Annotated in this window: 14 protein-coding genes and 3 pseudogenes; 7 read left to right on the top strand and 10 right to left on the bottom strand. The window is 60.8% G+C overall.

The genetic code is table 11. The features are described from left to right. Positions 1-70: 70 nt before the first annotated feature. From U5798_RS31160 to U5798_RS31135, 6 genes are all read left to right on the top strand, one after another. Positions 71-1042 carry an ABC transporter ATP-binding protein gene (locus tag U5798_RS31160; protein ID WP_322084228.1) on the top strand — a complete coding sequence of 324 codons (972 nt, stop codon included), beginning with the start codon at positions 71-73 and terminating at the stop codon, positions 1040-1042. Next, entirely contained in the window at positions 1042-2031 is a 990-nt protein-coding gene (locus U5798_RS31155) for an ABC transporter ATP-binding protein (protein ID WP_322084227.1), read from the top strand. Before U5798_RS31160 ends, U5798_RS31155 begins: the two co-directional genes overlap by 1 nt. Next, positions 2031-2957, top strand: a complete 927-nt coding sequence (locus U5798_RS31150) for an ABC transporter permease (protein ID WP_321958298.1) — start codon at positions 2031-2033, stop codon at positions 2955-2957. The genes U5798_RS31155 and U5798_RS31150 overlap by 1 nt, the downstream gene beginning before the upstream one ends. Before the next feature lie 5 nt (positions 2958-2962). Further along, positions 2963-3832, top strand: a complete 870-nt coding sequence (locus tag U5798_RS31145; protein ID WP_415859520.1) for an ABC transporter permease — start codon at positions 2963-2965, stop codon at positions 3830-3832. Between the two features lie 98 nt (positions 3833-3930). Continuing rightward, on the top strand, positions 3931-5157 hold the full coding sequence (locus tag U5798_RS31140) for a pyridoxal phosphate-dependent aminotransferase (protein WP_321958363.1): 1227 nt from the start codon (positions 3931-3933) through the stop codon (positions 5155-5157). 190 nt (positions 5158-5347) lie between these two features. Next, positions 5348-6253: a LysR family transcriptional regulator gene (locus tag U5798_RS31135; RefSeq protein WP_193093095.1), complete on the top strand. Its 906-nt coding sequence runs from the start codon at positions 5348-5350 to the stop codon at positions 6251-6253. Positions 6254-6368: 115 nt separating this feature from the next. Here the strand turns inward: U5798_RS31135 and U5798_RS31130 are convergent, their stop codons facing one another. The 6 genes and pseudogenes from U5798_RS31130 to U5798_RS31105 all read right to left on the bottom strand — a co-directional run bounded on the left by U5798_RS31130 (position 6369) and on the right by U5798_RS31105 (position 13142). Beyond that, entirely contained in the window at positions 6369-7502 is a 1134-nt protein-coding gene (locus U5798_RS31130) for a porin (protein ID WP_193093094.1), read from the bottom strand. Positions 7503-7657: 155 nt separating this feature from the next. Next, on the bottom strand, positions 7658-9151 hold the full coding sequence (locus tag U5798_RS31125) for an alkaline phosphatase family protein (protein ID WP_322084225.1): 1494 nt from the start codon (positions 9149-9151) through the stop codon (positions 7658-7660). A 455-nt stretch (positions 9152-9606) separates the two neighbouring features. Next, positions 9607-9831 (bottom strand): annotated as a pseudogene (locus U5798_RS31120) (transposase domain-containing protein); the annotation flags it as partial. Positions 9832-9940: 109 nt separating this feature from the next. Further along, a complete protein-coding gene (locus U5798_RS31115) occupies positions 9941-10951 on the bottom strand; it encodes a site-specific integrase (protein WP_322084224.1) in 1011 nt (336 codons plus the stop codon). Next, a complete protein-coding gene (locus U5798_RS31110) occupies positions 10948-11892 on the bottom strand; it encodes a tyrosine-type recombinase/integrase (protein WP_322084223.1) in 945 nt (314 codons plus the stop codon). Before U5798_RS31110 ends, U5798_RS31115 begins: the two co-directional genes overlap by 4 nt. Next, the gene (locus U5798_RS31105) at positions 11889-13142 is read right to left on the bottom strand and encodes a site-specific integrase (protein WP_322084222.1); all 1254 of its coding nucleotides are present in this window, start codon (positions 13140-13142) and stop codon (positions 11889-11891) included. The genes U5798_RS31110 and U5798_RS31105 overlap by 4 nt, the downstream gene beginning before the upstream one ends. A gap of 181 nt (positions 13143-13323) precedes the next feature. Between U5798_RS31105 and U5798_RS31100 the strand changes: the two are divergent. Further along, positions 13324-13548, top strand: a pseudogene (locus tag U5798_RS31100) (transposase domain-containing protein); the annotation flags it as partial. 52 nt (positions 13549-13600) lie between these two features. Here U5798_RS31100 and U5798_RS31095 read toward each other — a convergent pair. From U5798_RS31095 to U5798_RS31080, 4 genes and pseudogenes are all read right to left on the bottom strand, one after another. Continuing rightward, positions 13601-14296 (bottom strand): annotated as a pseudogene (locus U5798_RS31095) (IS66 family transposase); the annotation flags it as partial. 926 nt (positions 14297-15222) lie between these two features. Then, positions 15223-16764 carry a hypothetical protein gene (locus U5798_RS31090; protein WP_322084221.1) on the bottom strand — a complete coding sequence of 514 codons (1542 nt, stop codon included), beginning with the start codon at positions 16762-16764 and terminating at the stop codon, positions 15223-15225. Position 16765: 1 nt separating this feature from the next. Then, on the bottom strand, positions 16766-18181 hold the full coding sequence (locus U5798_RS31085; RefSeq protein ID WP_322084220.1) for a ParA family protein: 1416 nt from the start codon (positions 18179-18181) through the stop codon (positions 16766-16768). 1 nt (position 18182) lies between these two features. Next, positions 18183-18608 carry a hypothetical protein gene (locus tag U5798_RS31080; protein WP_322084219.1) on the bottom strand — a complete coding sequence of 142 codons (426 nt, stop codon included), beginning with the start codon at positions 18606-18608 and terminating at the stop codon, positions 18183-18185. Positions 18609-18986: the final 378 nt, after the last annotated feature.

Below are 18986 nucleotides of genomic sequence, written 5' to 3'. Positions count from 1 at the left end.
ATGCCGTCAGTCCGCTTGCGTGGCCGACATCAACCCGGCGAAGAGAACTCACAGACATGGAATCAAACGCATGATGCCCATCGTGGAGATCGAGGACCTCTCCGTGTCCTTCGACGGCATGCCCGCCCTCCACGGAATCGACCTGTCGCTCGCGGCGGGAGAAGCCGTCGGGCTGATCGGCGAGAGCGGCAGCGGCAAGTCGGTCACCTGGCTGGCAACGCTCGGCCTGTTGCCCCGCAAGGCCAAGGTGTCGGGACGCGTGCGCCTGTCGGGAGACGACATCCTCGGCGCGTCCGCCGAACGGCTCGACTCAATCAGAGGGCGGCGGATCGCCATGGTGTTCCAGGATCCGTCGAGTGCGCTGAATCCCGTGCATCGGGTCGGCGCGCAGGTCATGGAAACCCTGCGGCTGCACCGCGGCATGACGCGTACCTCGGCACGCGCGGAGGCCCGTCGCCTGTTCGACCAGGTCGGCATTCCGGATGCCGCGACGCGGCTCGACGCATACCCCCATGAACTCTCCGGGGGACAGAACCAGCGCGTGATGATCGCGATGGCGTTGGCCGGGCGGCCGGACGTGCTGGTCGCCGACGAGCCGACGACGGCGCTCGACGTCACGGTCCAGGCTCAGATCCTCAACCTGTTGCGTGAGATACAGCAGGATACGGGCATGGCCCTGGTGCTGATCTCGCACGACCTCGGTGTGGTTGCCGAGCTGTGCGGGCGGGCCTACGTCATGTACGCCGGCCGCGTCGTCGAGCAAGGGCCGATCGACTCGCTGTTCCGCGCGCCGCGTCATCCCTATACGAAAGGTCTTCTGGGCGCGGCACCGTCTCTGTCCGGACCGCGTGCGAGGCTGAGAGCCATCCCCGGCACCGTCCCCAAACCGGGCGAAGCCGGTCCGGGCTGCCCGTTCTCGCGGCGCTGCGCCGAGCGCGTGAACGCGTGCGACAAGGCAGTCCCAATACTGTGCGACACGAGTGGATCGCACCAGCTCGCATGCCACCGCTTCACACCGGCTGAAGAATTGAGGATCGCCTAGTGAATACCCAGCCACTGATGGAAGCCGAAGGGCTCGTCAAGCGTTACGTATCATCGCGCGGCATCTTTCGGCACGGACACGTGGTTCATGCAGTCAACGGCGTATCGCTTGCCGTCGGCCAGCACGAAGCCGTTGGTCTGGTCGGGGAATCCGGCTCGGGCAAGTCCACGACGGGCCGATTGTTGCTGGGGATCGAGAAGGCCGATGCGGGAACCGTGAAGTTCGACGGCGCATGCCTGCCCGCGCCCGGCAGCGCTGCGTGGCGCCGCCAGCGGGCCCAGATGCAGATGGTCTTCCAGAATCCGCTTGCCGCGCTCGACCGGCGTCTGGCCGTTCGCCGCCAGATCGAGGAGCCGATGATCATTCATGGCCTTGCCGATGTGCGCGATCGTGTGTCCGCCCTGCTCGATGCGGTCGGCTTGCGTCCGGATCATGCGGACCGCCTGCCGGCCAGCCTGTCCGGCGGCCAACGCCAACGGGTCGTCCTGGCGCGCGCACTCGCGACCGATCCCGATCTCATCGTCTGCGACGAACCGATCTCCGCGCTCGACGTGTCGATCCAGGCTCAGATCCTGAATCTGCTCTCGGATCTCAGGCAGTCGCGCGGAACCGCGATCCTGTTCATCAGCCATGATCTGCGCGCGGTTCGCCAGATCAGCGACCGGATCGCCGTCATGTACCTCGGCACCATCGTCGAGGAAGGGCCAACCGACGCGGTGCTTGAAGATCCGCAGCACCCGTATACGCAGGCACTGGTGTCGGCGGCGCCGACGCACGAAGGTTTGAAGAAGAATCGCATCGTGCTGCAGGGCGAGCCGCCGAACCCGGCGGACCGCCCCGACGGCTGCGCGTTCCACCCGCGCTGTCCGACGTCACGGGATGCGTGCCGGCAGATCGCGCCCGTACTCGCACCATTCGCCCCGGACGCCGCGCGGCGCGTGGCCTGCCATCTCGTCCCGGTTTCGACCTCGGCAACGGAGGCGCGCTAATGACCCGCTACATTCTGACTCGTACCGCGCGCGCGCTCCTGACGACGCTGCTCGTGGTGACGTTTGCCTTTTTCATCCTGCGTCTTACCGGCGATCCCGCGCTGGAGATACTCGGAAACGAGGCGTCGCCGCAGGCGCTCGCGGCCTTCCGCGCGTCGTGGGGCCTGGACCAGCCGTTGTGGGTGCAGTTTGTCTACTATCTGCATGCGATCCTGACCGGCGATCTGGGGCAATCCATGCGCGACGGACGAGCCGCGCTCACCGTCGTGATGGAGCGTATTCCCGTCACGCTGGCCATCACGGTGCCCGCGCTGCTCGTCAATCTGGCCATCGGCATCCCAGCCGGCATCTATGCGGCGCTCCATCGCGGCAGCGCCGTCGACCGGATCGTGATGATCGGCGCGATCGCGGGCTTCACCGTTCCGTCCTATGTGCTGGGACTCGTTCTGGTGCTCGTGATCTCGGTCTGGCTGAAATGGCTGCCGTCGGGTGGCGCGCACGGTTGGTCGAGCGCGGTCCTGCCGGTGATCACGCTAGGCATCAACGGCTCGGCCATCCTGGCGCGCTTCGTTCGCAGCGCGATGCTCGAAGTTCTCGGCCAGCCATATATCCGCACCGCGAGCGCGAAGGGCGCACCGTGGCGACGGGTCGTACACCACCACGCCGTGCCGAATGCCGCGATTCCGACAGTCACAATCGTCGGTTTCATGATCGGCGGCCTGATTTCCGGCGCCGTTATTGTCGAGAGCGTCTTTTCGTGGCCCGGCATCGGTCAGCTCCTGGTGGTGTCCGTCGTGGCGCGCGATGTCTCCGTGGTTCAGTGCCTGCTGTTTCTGGTGACCGTGACCATGGTCGTCTCCAACATTCTCGTTGACATCGCCTACGGATTGCTGGATCCGCGAATGGCGAAGGAAGGTAACCTGTGACATCGATGGCTCCCGTGAAGACCGGCACCGATACCGCCGGCACGACGCGCGCAATGCCCCGCGTTCCCGCGTCGGTCGGCCTCGCGATCGTTTGGATCGCCGCGATGATCGTCCTCGCCCTGCTGGCGGACAAGTTGATGCCGTTCGACTTTGCGACCATCGATCTGCGCAACCGTCTTTCACCGCCGATCGGCTTCGGCGGAACGATGGCGCACTGGCTCGGCACCGACGAACTCGGGCGCGACATGCTCTCTCGACTGCTGCTGTCGATCCGAATGAGCATCATGATCGCGCTGGGCGCCACGCTCATCGGTGCCGCCATCGGAACGATCATGGGCTTCGTTGCCGCACACTTTCGCGGCCCTATCGAAAGCCTCGTGCTGGTCCTAGTCGATTTCCAGGCGTCGATGCCGTTCCTCATCCTCGCGCTTGCGGTGCTCGCGTTCGTCGGCAATTCGCTCGCTATCTTCGTTCTGCTGCTGTCGCTCTACGGATGGGAGCGTTATGCCCGTATCGCACGCGGGCTGGCATTGCGCGCGCAGGGCGAAGGCTATGCCGCAGCGGTTTGGCAGCTCGGCGCGCATCCGCTGCGGATTTATGTCTGTCACATCCTGCCCAATATCGCGTCGACGCTCATCGTCTCGATGACCCTGGCCTTTCCCGAAATCATGCTCGTGGAAAGCGGCCTGAGCTTTCTCGGCCTAGGTGTCCAGCCGCCAATGACGTCGCTTGGCGCAATGATCGGCTACGGCCGCGACTACCTCACTCGCGCGCCGTGGATCCTATTGTCGCCTTCCCTGGTGATTTCGCTGACGGCGCTCGCGATATCGATCGTCGGCGACTGGCTTCGCGACAAGCTCGACACCACCGAATGACCACGCACGCATCCCGGGCGGCGCATGCGCGCGGGCATCGCATCGATATCGTCACGCCGGAATTCCACCCATCGATCTTCAAGAACACGCATCATCCCATGACTTCGTCAACCATCAACGAATCGGCATTCCTCGCACAACGTGTCCTGACCGCCAAGCCCTCCGCGACAGGCGCGATGACACGCCTCGCACGCCAGCTCCGGCGTGAAGGCCGAGATGTCATCGCACTCAGCCAAGGCGAACCCGATTTCCCGACGCCGGCGCACATTCGCGAAGCGGCCAAATCCGCCATCGACCTCAACCAGTCCCGTTATACCGACGTCGCCGGCACGCGCGCGCTGCGCGAAGCCGTTGTTCGCAAGTTTCAGCGCGACAACAACCTGACCTTCGATCCGGATCAGGTCCAGATCGGCTGCGGCGCCAAGCAACTGCTTTACAACGCATTGCAGGCGACCGTTGGCGCCGGCGACGAGGTCGTAATCCCGACGCCTGCCTGGGTGTCCTATCCCGAGATGGTCAGGCTTGCGGGCGGCCAGCCCGTGATCGTGCGCTGCGGTGCAGACAGCGGATTCAAACTGACGCCCGAGCGCCTAGAGTCGGCCATCACGCCGCGGACGAAATGGCTGATGCTGAATTCGCCGTCCAACCCGAGCGGGGCGGTATACGACCACCACGAGCTCGTCGCGCTGGGCGAAGTGCTGCTGCGTCATCCTCACGTCTGGGTGATAGCGGACGATGTCTACGAAAAAATCCGCTACGACGACGCGCCGTTCTCGACACCGGCGGCCGTCGTACCCGACCTGGCCGCCCGCACGCTGACCATCAACGGCGTATCCAAGGCCTATGCGATGACCGGCTGGCGCGTCGGCTTCGGCGCTGGCTCGCTCGCGTTGATCAAGGCGATGAACCTCGTGCAATCCCAGTCGACATCGCATACTAGTTCAATCAGCCAGGCTGCATCGATCGCCGCGCTTGACGGCCCGATGGATTTCCTGCGCGACTTCGTCGACACCTTCCGGCAGCGTCGCGACCGCGTGGTGGCCGCGCTGCGCGCGGTGGACGGACTAACATGCGACATGCCTCCCGGCGCGTTCTATGCGTTCCCCGGCTGCCACGACGTGCTCGGCCGCTATACGCCGCAGGGCACGCGAATCGAAACCGATACGGATCTCGCGATGTACCTGCTGCGTCATGCGGGCGTCGCCGTCGTGCCGGGAACTGCATTCGAATTGCCCGGTCATTTTCGCGTTTCCTATGCCGCTTCGGATGGCGAACTGACTGAGGCGATGCAGCGGATCGCCCATGCGTGTTCATTGTTGCGATGACCGACGGTAACAGCCGACGCATCGCGCTCGCCCCTGCCACACCGGATCCGCTGCAGGTCGCGGTCATCGCATGAATTCACCGAACCGCGCATGACGCGTGTCGAGAAATACGATAACGTGACGCCCCAGGGCGACGTTCGCCAGTCGGTTCGGACTCGTTTGCCGGGAGTCGTTTTTGCAGGGAGCAGGTGTGTCGGACGATGAAGATCTGTCGCTCAACGCAGTACGCGCGTTCGTGCAGATTGCGCGTGAACGCAGCGTTACGCGCGCCGCGAAGAGCCTCGGCATCACTCAAAGCTCGGTCAGCCGCCACCTCGCGGTGCTGGAGGCCTATCTGGGAGCCCGGTTGATCGAGCGCCGCGGCCGCTACAGCGAACTGACCGAATTCGGCCGCCTGTTCGCCGAAGCGGTAGGCGAGCCGCTGGAAACCATCCTGTTCACCGCCCAGCGCATGCGACGGCGTGATCTCAGCGAAACCAACCGGCTGGTCGTGCGTACCTCGTTGTCCACTTTCGCCTATACGCTTCTCGTCCCCAACCTGCAGGACTTTTCACGCGAAATGGGCGGCACGCTCGTCGACATCACCACGTCATTGTCGATGCCGTCGTCCACCGACGGTTTCGACGTCCTGCTGACGCGCGATCTCGTGCTGGCAGAGCCGTCGGACCGCTGGGACATTCACGACGAGCAGCTCGTCTGCGTCGGCGCCCCGCAGAACATCGCGGGCCGCGGCCTCGACGCAATCAGCGCCATGCCGGTACTGGCCGTCACGTCGCGCCCAGACATCATGCCGACCTGGCTCAAGGCGATGGAACTGAAGCCCTCCGACATCCTGTCGGGGGCGCGCTACGACCACCACTACCTGGCTTTACCGGCAGTCACTACCGGCCGCTGCCTGCTGGTCGCCCCTGAAATTGTCGTCGCCGACCTGATCCGCCAGGGATTGCTGGGGATCGTGCCTGGCACGCGCGCGCCGAGCGGCATGCGCTATCGCGCCTATGCGGCCGATCGTAGCCGCAATCCGGATCTCGCCCATGCCTTTTGCCGCTGGATGACCCAACTGTGCAAACGCGTCGGGGCACCGGCCCAGCCGTAATCCATCGCCCGTAACGCTTCGCGCAATCTTGCGAACGCTCGCGGTAGCGTGCGCCGAGAGGGAAAGACCGCTCCGCGCGACGTCGGACTGTCCTTCCCTGCTTCGCGAATGCCGGTCAGAACCGGTGACGCAGGCCGACTACCACCAGCGCCTGCTTGCTCGAACCCGAATCGACATTGTTCGAGCCGATCACGGCCTGCGCGGCGCCTTTGCCGTTTTGCCCGCTTGCATGCGCATAGGCCGCAACGCCATAGACATCCGTGCGCTTGCTCAGCAGATAGTCCACGCCGACGGAAAACTGGTTCTGCCGAGCCGACGAATCGCCATACGACTTCAGGTAGTCGAACCCGATCTGCGTCTGCAATGCGGGCGTCACGTGCCACAGCGCATACACTTCGCCGTTGTGGTATTTCTCGGCTTTCGCGAATGCCGAACTCGCGTCCGGGTTGTATTGCGAAAAGCTGTAGTAGCCCCCCAACGTAACACTTCCCAGCGCGTAGCTGCCGCCCGCACGTGTGATGTCGATCGACCGCGACGACACGTATGCGTTGTTCACCGAACTATTAAATAGTGAATCGGATGACGTCGTGCCGCGCGCCGACAACGACGCATTGCCGTTGTCGATATGCAGATAGCCGGCAGCGAGAGACAGCGCGCCGTTGCTGTACGAGGCTGCGCCGCTGTACATCTGGCCTGAACCCACCGAGCCAGCAACACCGCCGAACGAGTACATGGTGACGAACTGCAGGCCCGACCAGTTCGGGCTCGCCCACTTCACCGAATTGTTGAATCGCGCGTTGTTATCGGCATTATCGATGTCCCCCGGCGTACTGAAGAAGCCGCCGAGCCCGTTGTTCCCTTGAACGGATTGCACGAGATCGACCAGCGGATCCAGCTGGCGGCCCAGCGTCACGGTGCCCCAGCTGTTCGCCGCCAATCCGACGTAGGCCTGCCGGCCGAACATGCGCCCGCCCTGCCCCAGTTTGCCGCTCGCCGCATTGAAGCCGTTCTCGAGCCGGAAGACGACTTTCAGGCCGCCGCCGAGATCCTCGCCGCCCTTCAGGCCGAAACGCGACCCGGACTCCGCGCCGCTGACCAGCGACAACTGTGTCGGGCGCCCTCCGCTGTTATGGATATACATCACGCTGGTGTCAACGACACCGTAAAGCGTCACGGTTGACTGCGCCTGCGCCTGTGTGCCGAGCAGCGCGATACCGGCCGACATGGTGGAAACCGCGATTTTCTTCATGCATTCTCCATTGATAATTAGTATTACTATGTAATTAGAATGGGTTTATCAGACTGACCCAATGACTCGTTGGTTAACCGATTTCCGGGGCGATTGGCAAATTCGCCGACACCTTCGTGATGTGCCGGTTGCCGGCGCGCGCCCCGCCGTCCGGGTCAGCCGCTCGATCCTTCCGCGGTGCCGCTTTCGACATACACGGTGTTTCCGACATGGACGCGGTACAGACGCTGCCTGTAATCGCCAAGCTGGGCTTCGATTGCTTCATGCCGGACATCCGGGGCCGGAATGTTCTGGAATGCCAGGACCTCATGAAGCACGCGGCCCGTCATGCCGGCGGGTGACGCCATCCCGAGCAGATGCAGAATGGTGGGCGCGAAATCGCAAATGCCCGTAGGCAACGTTGACACCATTCCCTCGGCAGCGAACGCCGTCCCGGCTACCACGCCGACAGCCGCCATTTCGTTTCGATGCAGGCCGCCGTGAACGCCTCGTCCCGGAACGCCGTTGCCGGCGAAGAACGCTCCGCCGACAAGGCCGAATGCATCGACATCGTCATTCGCGCGGAAGGAAAACGACACATCCGGCGCACGCGCATGATCGGCAAGGACGAGATGTCGACCGAGGCTGCCGGGCGCGATCCCGAACTTATTGTCCTTCCCGCGCGTGAAGACGGGGCCGCACCACGGCTCGCCGGTAATCGCGGCCACAGCGCGGGAAACCTGCATGTCGCTCGGGTCGGCGAGATACAGTGCACCGACCTGTCCCGGAACAACCACGACATCGACATCAGAGGCAGGCGCGGCGCCGGGCTTGAAACCCGCATTCCGCAGACTGTCGATTACCGAAACACGGGTATGGCCAGTGATATGGCCATGGTCGGAAATGGCCAAAAGCGCGACACCGGCGGCACGGCCTTCAGATTCCCACCAGTCTAGGACACGGCCAAACTCGTGGTCGCAATATGCAATAATGTCCTGCGTCGCAGCGGCCGCCGTGCCGTGATAGTGGGATGCATTATCTGGCTCGCCGTAGGAAAGTATCGTCACGTCGGGCCGATGGTCTGGCCAGACCACGTCGAGAAACGCCGACGTGATCCAGTGCTGTCCGGCCCTGTCGGGTTCATGTTCAGACGGGATCGCCGCCAGCGGCCCGATACGCGCCTCCACTGCTTCCAGTACGTCGGCCGGCGTGCACGCCTCACGGAAATAGCCCGACAGGCGGATATCGCCGAAGTCTTCAGCCTTGTGGTGAAACAGGCCGGTCGTACCCGCATAGTTGGTGGAAAGCACTGCAAGGCTGCGGCCACCAGCGGCCAATATTTCACCAAGCGCCGGCACGCCCATCAGGTGGCCCCTGCTCTGCACGTCGAGTCGTCGGACGAGCACGGCATCCGACGTATTGATGTAACGCTGTGGGATAACGGCGCGGTCTAGATACGCGTTGCCCACCATTCCGTGTGCTCCGGTCGGCGCGCCAGTGACGAAACTGGGAAAGCCTGTACGGGTCTCACTCGGGTAAATCGTACAATGATTCGACAAGGTGATGCCCATTCGCTGCATGCGATGCAGGTTCGGCGTCAGGCGACAAGAAATCAGATCGGGGCGAAGACCGTCGAAGCTGACAACCACTACACGCTTTCCTGCTTCCATTTTTTACCCCTCTTCAGATGCCGACGTCGGCACCTTCTGCACCATTGATATTGCGCGATTGACGCTGGAAATCACACGAAGCCGAAACGCGAATCCGTCACGACCACTGCAGACGTGGCTTGATCGCTGTTCAGGATTACCGGGCACATAGTCGAACAAGCGGGACGCCTGGCGGTCAATATCCGCCGCCGTGTGCAAAGTCCGCATGCCATCGAGAACGTCCGGTGGATTTTCGGGCCGCTCAGCGACCGCCCTGTGACTCCGATCGCAGAATGCGATGGATTTGTTCCCCAACACAGATACTCGATGTATCGACGTTATTCGCGTTATTTCCGATCGTTATCCCATCTAGGCCGACTCCGCATTGATGGAGATCTTTGAAAATTGATCCTCGCAAATAGTAAGCACTCGATCAGCACCGTAGCGTAGGTCGTCGACGACGGGGAGTCGCGATGCTATCGGATGGGCACGACGTGAGCAGTAGACGGCAGCGACAGAGCCACGTTCCACGGCAGCAGTTCGTCGATGCGGTTGATCGGATGGTCAGCAATGCGCTCGAGCACGTAGGCGAGATACGCCTCGGGATCGAGGCCATTCAGGCGTGCCGTGCCGATCAGGCTATACATCGCGGCGGCACGTTCGCCACTGGAGTCGGCGCCGGCGAACAAGTAATTCCGGCGCTTATGCCGAGATCGGCATAACAGACGTTATGTCCGGTCTACGATTATGTTGAGTGATCGTGGCGAGCCCCCGCTGTCAGGGCGACTCGCCCCTTTCAACTACACATAATCAAAGCGCTTGCAGAAACTTCAGCAGCGCGTCCGTCGGGTGGTAACGAGTGCCTCGGGTATTGGGCGGCGTGATTGCGGCCAGGGCACGCTCCTTCATGGCCAGATCAGCTTCAATGTAGCCGTGGGTCGTTATCGGACTCTCGTGCCCGAGCCAAAGCGCAATGACCGTGAGGTCAACCCCGGACTGCAACAAGTGCATCGCTGTCGTATGGCGCAGCGTATGTGGTGAGATCGTCCGTCCGCGCAGCGAAGCACATTGGGCCGTTGCAGTGCTTACAGCCCGTGCGATTCGTTCGGCTACGTTCGATCGGGTCATCGGCTTTCCCCAGCGGTTAGGCAGCAGAGGTTGAATCTCTTGCAAGCCGGCGAATTCGATCCAGCGGCGAATCTCGACGGCAGTTTCCTTCCACAGTGGTACGGTTCGCTGCTTCCGCCCCTTGCCGTGCAGGCGTACCGATGGTGTGATGTCGAGTTCCAGGTCGTCGACGTGTATGCCGATCAGCTCAGAAACACGAGCGCCGGTGTTGTAGAGCATCTTGAGAAGCACCCGATCCCGGCGGCCGTACCATGTCGTTGACTCGGGTGCATCGACGAGCGCCTGAACTTCGTTTCTGGACAGGAACCCGAGCAATGGTTTGTCGAAGCGTTTCATCGGAATCGCGAGAATCTGCTGGGCGAGTAACAGCGCCGGAGGGCATTGGGTGGCGACGTATCGCGCGAAGGCCCGTATTGCCGCGAGCCTCGCATTTCGGGTCCGTACGGTGTTGTGCCGTGCAATTTCTACATGCGCGAGGAAGCCGAGAATCAGCTCCGCGTCGAAGTCGCCGAGCGTCAGTTTGGCCGGTGGCTTTCCGAGTTCGCGCTCGGCATAGGCCAGCACCAGCCGGAAGGCATCCCGGTAAGCAGCTACCGTTCTCGGACTGGCGGCCTGCTGTTGAAGCATGCGCTCGGCAAAGAAGCGCTGAAGCAATGCCGCGAACTCAGTTGGTTCGGCGAGCAGCGGGTTCATGTCGATGCTCCTTCGGCATAGCGGTGGAAACGCTCGCCAGCGACGGCCATCAGTTCCGGGATGCCTGTGAAGTACCAGTACGTATCGACTACCTTCGCGTGGCCCACATAAATCGATAAGGCCGATAGACACCGCGCGATGTCCTCTTCCTGTTGATGGAAGCGCAACGCGCTTCGTACGATAAAGGTATGGCGCAGATCGTGTAGCCGGTGATGAACGTAATCTCCACGAGGCTTCCAGCCAAGCTGTCTGCAAAGCGAATGCAGCGCATACAGTACCCTCCGCCGATCAACAGGTCGACCGTCGTCGCGCACGAAGAAGTGATCGGAGCCGGGACGCAAGACGAGGCTGTCACGTAATTCCGCGTATGCCTGCAAATGTGGCGGGACGCTCGCATGCAAGGGAACGAAACGACGCTGATGACACTTGGCGTCGCGGATATCAAGTACTCCAACCTCGAGATCCACATCGGCTCGGGTCAGTGCCAGCGCTTCGGAGATACGCAGTCCGGTTGCCGCCAGTAACCCGAACAGCGTGCGGTAAGTGGCCGGACGTAAGCTTCCGGGCGGCCCAAGGCGGTCAGTCTCTACCAGGAGGGTTCGCAGTTCTACATCGGTATAGATATGTGGCACAAGCCGTCGGTGTCCGGGGCCGAAGAGATTCCGCGGGGGTATGATCGTTTCCGCGTCCGTGCGCAAGCAGAATCTGGCAAAGCTGCGCAGCACCTCTATGCGCCGTGCCCAACTGATCCGGTTTGGACGCTTCGACGCCCGCGCCCATTCAGCTGCGAGTTCCAGAGTGAACGTCTCCGCGCCGCATTGATCGGCGAAGCGGGCAAACGATTCAAGCTGTCGGCCATCGATTGTTAGCTCGAAGCCAAAGCTGCGGCGATAGGCAAGATATGCGGCCACGCGAGCCGTCCAGGTTATAGTGGCGCTCATGATGTGCTCCCTGGCCACGGCAGTGCGACGCTGCGCAAGCCTTCCAAATCGACACGCGCGTACACCCTGGCTGTGTTCAAACTCCGATGTCGCAGCAGGTCCGCGATCTCTTTGAGCGACACGCCGGCCTTCTGCAGCCGCGTCGCTGTCGAACGCCGAAGCACATGCGTACTGCAGAACTGATCCGCCAGGCCGCTGCGTGTAAACGCACGATTCATTGCATTACGGATGGCCGCTACGCTGAGGGGGACACCAAAGGGCGCACGGTGGCGCACGAATATGGCGCGACTATCGGTTCGGGGACGACCTTCCCGAAGATAACGAGTAAGGGCTTCGCCGGTCTGTACCGGCAGGGGCAGATGTTGCGCGCGCTGGCTCTTGGTGCGATGAAGCGTCACAATCCCGTTTCGCCAATCCACGCAGTCCAGCGTCAAGTGAGCGGCTTCATCTCCCCGCAGGCCGAGATCGAGTATGCAGCTGGCGATGGCGTAGTCTCGTAGACCAACTGGATTGCTGACGTCGAACGCTTGCAGGAAATGTCCGAGCTGAACGTCCGAGAGCACCTTCGGAGGACTCCGACGCGGCCAGTTTGCAATAGCTGGTAGTGTCGCTGCGAGTATCCGGGTATCGTCACCTCGCATCGCACGAAAGCGTAAATAGCTGCGCAGGCTCGTGCAAATGACACCACGCGAACTGGGTTTCCAGTGGGCTGCAAGGTCGTGCAGGAATGAGTCGATATCTCCAGTAGTCAGCCGTTCAATACTGGGAACGTTGCCCTCGAAGCGACTGGTAAAGAATGCCTCCAGATGTCGCACACGGTAGGTGCATGTCGACGATGTCAAGCCACAGGTGTTCTGCAAATGATCGTGGAAACGCTGGAGCTCGACGGCCATCGGGCTCATCGTTTTAGTGGTCGTCGCGCCCGCATTGGGCAACAGCGCAAGCAGATGATGGAGCGCCGCCCGCGTCTCCGATACGACAGACCGGCACGGTGCCGGACAGCTGCAGGTGGGGAAGTGAAGTCGAATGAAGCGTTCGATAAGCGCGTGGTCAATGCTCGTGACAGCCAACCGCTCAGACATCATCCAGTAGCTGAAATGTGCGAGGCAGCGAAGATAGGCCCCGATGGTACCCCTTGCATAGCGTCGGTTCTGCAGGGTCTCAATGTATGAAGTGATGAAGTCGCTCAGTGGGCCGTTCAACAGCCAATCTCGGCGAGCAAGGTGCGCCAAGCATGCGTCGGTGGACATGGTGATCTCCCGCGTCAGGTTTGCGGAATACCATGAAACCACCGATTATTATGCTCAGTTCTGGCCGACCATGATCGGGTTGTTGGTGCGTTGGTGATGCCGCGAGACAACACTCCCTCGCTCAGGCCTCGGCATAATCGTGGACCGGACATAACGTCTGTTATGCCGAGATCGGCATAACAGACGGAATTACTTGTTCGCCGGCGCCGACTCCGGTGGCGAACGTGCCGCCGCGATGTATAGCCTGATTGGCACGGCGCGCTTGAACGGCATCGATCCCGAGGCGTATCTCGCCTACGTGCTTGAGCGCGTCGCTGACCATCCGATCAACCGCATCGACGAGTTGTTACCGTGGAACGTGGCGTCGTCGTTGCCCTCTACTGCCCGCGTCGAGCCTATCCGATAGCATCGCGCTCCCGTCGTCAACGATCTACGCTACGGTGCTGGTCGAGTGCTTACAGCACTGGCAACGGCGTGTCGTCAGCATGAACCTCGCCGCCGGCCAGCGCGTAGCGGCGCACGGTGTCGACCAGCGGTGCGAGCAACGCTGTGATGCTTCCCATCCAATACCCCATCGCATCCGGATCAATCTCGACGCCGTCGCGCGCGTACATGACTGCCTGGCGATGCAGCGGGATGTGGTACGCGAACTTCGACACGGCGATGTGCGCGAGCAGCGCTGGGCCCGGGATGCCACGATCGATCGGTCGACTCGGTGCCGCGGCCTGCACGATGCGATCGCAGCATGCGCAGGCCAGCTTCGGACGGCGGTGGCGAATCACGCGGAAGTGCGCCCGGACGTATTCGAGCTGTTCCGCGACGTCTTCGCCCGGCGGTTTGAGTTGCCCGCCGCAATCGGGGCAGTCATCATCGGCGGGCAGATGGATGCGCTCTTCGCGCTCAAGGTGATCGGGCAACGGCTTGCAGCCGACACCTTCGCGACTCGGCCGTTTCACTGCAGCAGCCGCGGCCATATCGGCCGAGCCTTCATCGGCCTGCAGGTCTTCCAGCCGCAATTCAAGCTGTTCGATCTGGCGATCCAGCTTCTCCGATTTTCGGCCGAACTGCATCCGGCGCAGCTTGGCAATCGTCAGCTTCAGATGTTCGATCTCGATCGCGCGCGACGAGAGCTGCTCGCGCAAGCTGGCGACCATCGCCTTCAGCGCTTCAATGTCGTCGGGGAGATCGGTGGGAGCAGCTGTTGAAGTTCGTAGATACTGCTAATTGTGTCCGTTCGTGCGCTAATCGTGTCCAGTGATTCCGCTAATGCGGGGCGGCGAACGTCAAGCTGAGGAAGTAAGCAGCGGCAGGTCGCTGGCGAGGTATTTCATCGACGTGCGCTGAATTCCAAACGATGGTGTTGAAGCGCGACATGGGCGTGCACCATGGCTCAATGTCGACAGCCTCCCCCACCCTGAAAAACAGGCATTAAAGTCGCGCCCCCGTTCTTTGGACGAGAGGCATATTGTTGCGCACGCACCCAAATTGTTGGTCATCGGTTACGTGCACGCCATGCTCTTGTCACGAGCGACTTTCCTCATTACGGCGCTCGTGAGCCACATCTGACATTGCAAGCTCCTGAAGACGCATTAGCAAAATCATCGCACATACACCCCCCATTGTTGCATTCCCGCAACGCGTGCAGACACGAACGTAACATCCTCTCAGCCTTTTCTGACGGTGCTACCACGAGTTTACCCATTAGCAGTATCTGTGGTTAGAGTTAGCAGAAACTTCGAACGGCAACAACTAGATCGCAATGTCGTCTCGCATATTAAGAAGGCGAACAGTGGTAAAGGGCGCTTTAACAAGAAGACCTCGGCTGCGCTCGAGAACCCGACGGCCACGAATGAGCGCATGAGTGGATGACGCCGGGCTCGCAAATGATCTCCGTTGATCGCCAGCAAGAAGTCGCCGTTTTCGAGCACGTTTGTGAGCCGACATAGGCGGCGATAGTTGGAGGTTTGATGTCAAGAGTCCAGCCGGCGCGAGGCCGCACAGACTGCCGACGCGCAGCTACCCATCCGCGATCAACTACTTTAGCGGAGAGAAAGTCGCCCGCGATCGGCAGCCTCGCCGGTTATTTCAGTGGTCTTACACCACCGCGTCTCCCGAGACCAAAAGCGATGCGGTAAACGTCAGGCATCTGAATTCGCTCATCGCGGAGTTCTTCAACCAGGCCGAGATCCTTCAAATCGACGAGCACCCCTCGCGCCCCGTCTCCAAGATGTTGCGGAGGCAACTTCACTGTCGAACTTCCGTGAGAAGAAGCAACGGACCTTTCAAGCCTTTGCACCACCTTCTCGCGTCGCCAAATATCGATGATGTCATCCGGTGCACAGGGCACGGTAATTTGCCCTCTCAGCGGCTCCATCAAAACACCTACCCACGGATAGTCCTCATCGACAAGTTCATTCACGCGCACCGCTGATGCCGCCTGAACCCCAAAGTGGATTGCCCGATAATGCAGTGCCAGTGGATGGTTAGTAAAGTCCGTGAGGGACATCTCCGCGGCACGACGTAACGCTTCACAAAAGCTTCTTGGGCTAACTTGCCCGCGTCCATCCTGCAGGTGGTTGGCTATCCACTTGTATGGCTTTCCGCGCTTCCACCCAGTTGGCGAATTGGACATCGCCTTTCCAGCAAGTCTTTCGAATACCGACTCTTGCAACGACTCGTCGCTCGCCAATGTAGCAGGCATAGTCCAAAACTCACCTGCTCGTTCCCAGACCTCACCAGTCACTTCAAGGGTCAATTCTCGCAGCACCTTTCCACCGTTGCCCGAGTTGCCCGCGTTGCCCGCGTTGCCCGCGTTGCCCGCGTTGCCCGCGTTGCCCAAACATTGGAAAAATAGCGCGTACAAGTCAACCCGACGCCAATCGAGCTCTGCCTTCCGGGCTAACAATTTCGATGCATCGGGGAACCCCACGATCTCCCGATCCTCAAGCATATCGGGGCGGACGAAGAGCTTCAGACGAATGTTGCGCGTTCCCCGCATGTCCTGCGCTACCTGAAACAGACCTCGCGCTAACGGACGGACGTTTTCCCAAGAATCACCAAGGCGGTCTAAAGCATCGAAGAGGACCAGTGCCTTCTCTTTGGCCTGCGCCAACTCATCATCTTTCGCTTCGAGCATCCGGTCGAAGACCTCCGGGTTCTCCTCCACCCAAGTTGCGCGGTCAGCCCAAAGTGCTTGGGTCCCAGACGGGAAGGGCTTCGGGAACTGCAAATGCGCCCCGACAACAGCACGCCAAATCGTCCGTGCTTTGATCCCTTCTCGGATGAGCCGGGCGAGTGCATCCTTCCCCGGCGCATCCGCAGACCTAACTGCGTCACCGAATCCCCTGAGAACGCGAATCCTTGTCGAAAGATGTACCGATGGAAAAGCTTGCGCGATAAAGCGGCGATGCGCATCCGATGAAAGGGCCGCCCACCAAAAACTCTTTCCCGATCCACGCATTCCCATAACGATAGACGCTTCGATATCGAGCGCCCTGGCATGGCTCGGCGGGACGTATGTAAAGCCAGGTTCCTGCTGGACGTCCGCGCCAGCTTGGTCTATCTGGGGCAAAGATTCAACAATCGCCTGTCGAAGAGCGGTAATATTTTTCCCGGTAAGCACACTAGTCCTCGAAAACAAGCGATTTCACTCGATCCACAAATGGCTTGAATGCAAAGTCGATATCAGCGTCACCAACTCCACCATTAGCTTCATCGCGAAGGGGATCAAACTCCACGAGTCGCAGACTCCAACGAATCGTCAAAGGATGGTGTGGAGCGTCGCCATCATCGAACGGGAAGTTGAATTTGTCCGCCTCGTCGACCGTATCGTCCCCCTGCCCCTTTGGTTTGATCTCGTCGTACATGTAGTCACTGAACAATGCGTACGATCGACTGCGAAAACTCTCAAACACCTCCGCCTGATTAGTCTCGGGCAACATGGACCGCACAAAAGCGAGACGCTCTCGAATGTAGCGCAACACCATCGGTCGACGATTCCAATGCAGAAAGAGTTGTCGATATCCTTCCCACGTTTGCTGCCCATCAGTCGCGAACAGCAACGAAAGGTCCGCAAGCGTCGAGATTGAGATAGCGGCTAGGTCATGTAATCCGGCACGACTATCGATCAGCACAATGTCCGGCTTCTCCGCCGTTTCCAAGGCCTCTACCAAGCGCTTTGCACGATCGCCAAATCGTTGTGGACCGTTTTTTCCAGGCACGTCAACGTAAACGCGGGCGAGCTTCGAAAGGTATGCAGACTCATTTGCAGATATCGCCGGTGCGACTCGAATTTCCCCGTCCGTTCGCTTCGAGAGCGGGCTCGAGACGACCAGATTCTCTATAACGTCATTCCCTTCTGGATTGACCGCGTCTTCCACGAACCAGTCCACAATCCCGTAGGCTGATGGATTACCCTCCTTCGGGAGCAAGAGCCCGGAAAGTCCCGGCGACTCCAGATCGAAATCGATGAGCAATACACGCTTGCCCTCACGCGCGAGCGAATAGGCAAACATCGCCAAAGCCGTAGATCGACCTACACCGCCCTTCAGTCCGTAGAAAACCACCCGCGGAGGGCGGGTGCTCCTATCGCTTAGTGCCTGCGTGTTCAGCCAATCCTGTCCGACAATCTGACGATCCAACAAATTAACGGTGTACTCGCGCGCAACATCAGCATCGGGGCCGACGCTGTCAATGATCGCCTCGTGTATGTCTTCGTTTTCAAGGATCGTCCGCGGGTTACCGAGGTCGTCCCGAAATACGATCAGCGGATGAGCAGCGTAGGGCCCTAGCCGATTCCCGGCCTCGGCCAATACGTTGAATGCTTCCACCGGCAGCTCGCGCGGCTCCGAATCGTCGCCAGGCTTCCCTTGAACTGGTGCCTCACGCACTGGGGCTTCCGTCGGGCGAAGTGCATCTACAGCAAATCGAATCCGGCCGACAACATCGCGGACGACGACAACTTTGATACCTCGTACAACCGGGTGGTTCACCGTTGCGGCCGCCAGACGGACAGCGTCATTAAAGGTTAATGCAGGCATCTCAAATGGCTCCGCTAATCAGTAGATCCAGCATCAGGTCGATTTCAATCGCAGTCTCTTCCCATGCATCCAGTGACGCTGTCGGCGCCGCATGACTCGCCCAATATCGATGATCGACATTCCAATCCAACATCGTACGGAGCCTCGGCAGCATCGCGACCACCGCAGCTGCCCGAGGGTTCGGCGACATGTTCAGTGGGAGCGCCAGATTGATTAGTTCGGGTGGATGTTTCTTGAACGGCCTAACAATGATCCCGTTCGCGTCGACCGACGCTTCGTGCGTATCGATCAGAGCGGCTTTCAGTCCGCATTCCACTGCAAATCCAAACAACTGACCAGCGTTTGGCAATCGACCGCTATCGCGCAAAAGGTGCGCATCCGCCAAATGACGGCGCGCGGCGTCTATGTAGTCGACATCGGAAGGCATTATCGTTTATAGGGTCGGAAGGATCGGTCGGTCTGCGAGCCGGCGGCTCGGGTCCGATGCACACAGGCGCAGATGATATCGAATTGTGGGACACATCGCGAACCCGTAACTGTGATAGGTCCGCATGTACAAGCACCTGATCACGTGCCACTTCGGTCATTGATTCTAGTGCGCGGCTGCAAGCGACAGCCAAACTACCTAGGGCGCGCGCTCTGACTGGGTGTTGCCCACGTTCCCGCATCAGCGCGACCCGCCTATGCCGATGGTCCGCCGTCTCGTCGTAGGAGCTGCGAGCCCGCGGAAGCACCTGACACCCGATGGCCTCCCGAGTCAGCCGAATGGCGAACCAGCCCAGAAATGAAGGGTAACATAGCCCTT

Origin of the sequence: Burkholderia sp. BCC1972, from assembly GCF_905339605.1 — a bacterium.
In the GTDB taxonomy this organism is placed as follows: domain Bacteria; phylum Pseudomonadota; class Gammaproteobacteria; order Burkholderiales; family Burkholderiaceae; genus Burkholderia.
The sequence above is the reverse complement of the archived record's forward strand: the minus strand, read 5'-3'. Positions and strand labels throughout refer to the sequence as shown.